The organism is Mesorhizobium sp. M1E.F.Ca.ET.063.01.1.1 (genome assembly GCF_003998155.1).
Lineage (GTDB): Bacteria > Pseudomonadota > Alphaproteobacteria > Rhizobiales > Rhizobiaceae > Mesorhizobium.
In genome coordinates, this window is sequence record NZ_RZSC01000777.1 from 1 (window position 1) to 2,689 (window position 2,689).

3 protein-coding genes are annotated in these 2,689 nt (G+C 63.0%); 2 read left to right on the top strand and 1 reads right to left on the bottom strand.

Annotation, left to right across the window (positions count from 1 at the left end):
* The coding region (locus EOA29_RS32145) for an HlyD family type I secretion periplasmic adaptor subunit (RefSeq protein WP_127222124.1) at positions 1 to 963 on the top strand (963 nt) is incomplete at its 5' end.
* Positions 953 to 1,594, top strand: a complete 642-nt coding sequence (locus EOA29_RS32150) for a ribbon-helix-helix domain-containing protein (protein ID WP_127222125.1) — start codon at positions 953 to 955, stop codon at positions 1,592 to 1,594. The genes EOA29_RS32145 and EOA29_RS32150, both read left to right, overlap by 11 nt.
* 12 nt (positions 1,595 to 1,606) lie before the next feature.
* On the opposite strand, the gene EOA29_RS32155 is transcribed toward EOA29_RS32150, so the two are convergent.
* Positions 1,607 to 2,593, bottom strand: coding sequence for a transglutaminase-like cysteine peptidase (locus tag EOA29_RS32155; protein ID WP_127222126.1), 987 nt, complete (start codon positions 2,591 to 2,593; stop codon positions 1,607 to 1,609).
* Positions 2,594 to 2,689 lie beyond the last annotated feature (96 nt).

Consider the following 2,689-nt stretch of genomic DNA (forward strand, 5'->3'; position numbering starts at 1 on the left):
TTCGAGCAGAGCGGCAATGTCGAGGGATCGTTTCTCTGCCCGGCGGAAATCCAGAAGGTTGCGCCGGAAATCTGCGACAATGAACAGAAGCTGCTCGTGGCGCGCCGCGACAACTTCGAGGTGAAGCTGTCGGTGCTCAAATCGCGCCTCGATCAGCGCGAAAAGGAGCTCGACGAGGCCAATGCCAATTCGGATCGCCTGTCCAAGAGCTTGGCCGTCACCGACCAGGAAGCGGCGCTGGTCGAACCCATGGTCAAGAAGGGGCTGATGGCCAAGACCGAGCAGATCCGCGTCGAGCGGGAGCAGACCGACCTGCATGGACAGCTCAACCTCGCGGGCGAGACCATCAAGAAGACGCAGGCAGCAATCACCGAGGCGCAGCTCCAGGTCAATGAACTCGGCCTGCAGCTCCAGCAGGAGGCGCTTAGCGATCTGACGCAGGCGCTGGCTGACTTGTCTGTGGTGGACGAAACCATTCGCGGCGCCACCGACAAAGTGGCAAGGACCGACATCCGCTCGCCCGTCGACGGCATCGTCAACACGCTCGACGTCAACACGCTCGGCTCCTTCGTGCAGCCCGGCGCGGTGGTGGCAGGCATTGTGCCGACCTCCGAGACCCTTCTGGTCGAGGCGCGCGTCTCGCCGCGAGACGTCGCCTTCATCCAGCCGGACCAGGACGCGCTGATCAAGGTCACGGCCTACGACTTTTCGATCTTCGGCGGCATCGAAGGCAAGGTTTCGACAATCACCGCCGACAGCCTCGTCGACCAGAAGACGGGCGAACCCTATTACCAGGTGCGCGTCGCGACCGAGAAATCCACGCTGCAAAGGAACGGCAAGACTTACTCGATCATCCCCGGTATGATCTGCTCGGTCGATATCAAGACCGGCCGCAAGACGATCCTCAACTACCTTTTGAAGCCCATCAACAAGGCGCGTCAGGAGGCGATGAGTGAACGATAGCGCCGCCCGCCCCGATGCTTCGCGCGAACGGCTGCTGCCGTCGCTGGCGGCGGAGGATTTCGGTCCGGAGTTCCGGGTCGTGGCGCGCGGTGGCGTGCGCCGCGGCATCCGGCTGGAGCGCGCCTTCTGGGTCTCGCTGAAGCAGATGGCCGAAAGCCGCAAATGCACGATCGGCATGCTGGTCGAGGAGATCGCCGAAAATCATCCCGACCAAGGCAATCTCACCTCGGCGATCCGGGTCGCATGCATGCGGGGCCTCGCCGAGGAAAGCATGGAGTTGCGCAAGCTCGCCTCGATCCGGACGATCAACGCGATCCTGGTCGCCTGCCCCTCCCCCGCCTTCGCGCTGTCGTCGTCGAAGAAGATCCTGGCCTTCAACACGGCGTTCCAACAATTGGTCAGGCGTCAGTTGCCAAACGCACCTGGCGACGACGGCAGGCAGGACCTCAAGCTGGCGTTGGACCTGAACGTCACCGATGTCTTCGCCCGGCTCGACGCGAACGGCGACACCCCGGTCACCACCGGCTTCGTCATCGGCGCCGGCGAGCGCCGCTACCGGGGTCAGCTCAGCGCGGTGCGCGCGCCGGTGACCGAGCCGGAGCTTTTGATGGCGTTCGTCTTCAACGGTTAGATTGCAAGCAAGCTATTTCGCGCCCACGCCGGATGCCGCGGGCGTCACCGCCGCGTCAGGCGAAGAGCCTTCGCCGGGAGCCACCGTCGCGAAACCGCCGGCAACGTCGGCGATCTGAGCGCCGGACTTCGATCCGTGGATCCAGGCGCGATCGGTGCTGAAGGAATAGAGCGGGACGTAGTCGGGAAGATCGCTGTCCATCGCCACATTGTTGCCGAGGCTGTCCAGGATGAAGGTGCCGCTTCCCGTGCTCACCGACAGCACGGCGTGGAAGAATTTCCGGCGGCGGTCCTGGAGCACCACGAGCGACATGCTCTGCGCCGGGATCCCGGCGCGCAGCAGCGCCGCCATCTTCAGTATGGCGAAATCCTCGCAGTCGCCGGCGCGATGTTCGAGGATCTCCGATGGTTTCGCCCAATAGTCGAGCTTGCCGTAGACGGCACTGTCCTTGCGATAGGCGATCAGCCGGTTGACGCTGCTGTTGACGAAGGCCAGCTTGTCGCGGAAGCCCTTCTTACCCGCAATGTTGATGATCTCTCCAAAAACCGCGTTCTCATGGTCGCAGGCGCTGCCCGGCGTGCAGTCGACGATCGCCTTGTAGACCGGCGCCCAGCGCGCGGCGACCGGGAAGTTGTGCATGGACAAGGCGACCGACCCGAATACGCCGGGGATGATCGCCCCAGTCTGGATAGGGTCAACCTGGATCGGGTCGATGCCAGGGGCAGCCTCTTCGTTCGGGAAACCCGCTGCCGGGTAGGTTCCAAGGGGTCCGTAGGCGTCGGCGACAACGCTTATCCGGTAGGCGTCAGCAGGCTGCCAAGGCCGCAATCTGGCCAGCGAAACACCACCGAGATTGGCCGGCGCCGGCATTGTTTGAGGGGCGGGATTTCCGGCGGAAATCGCGCCGGCGGATGACGCATTCGGCAGACCGGCGAGACCGATTGCCAGCAGCAGAACCTTGACCCCCGAGACCGCCGAGACAGCTTTTTGTATTTTCATAGCGCCCACCTTTGACTGTGGACGCTATCAATCTTGTCTCAAATTATCGGAAATGAAGGTGGGAAAGTTTCCGCGAATCAATCTATTCTACTTTAC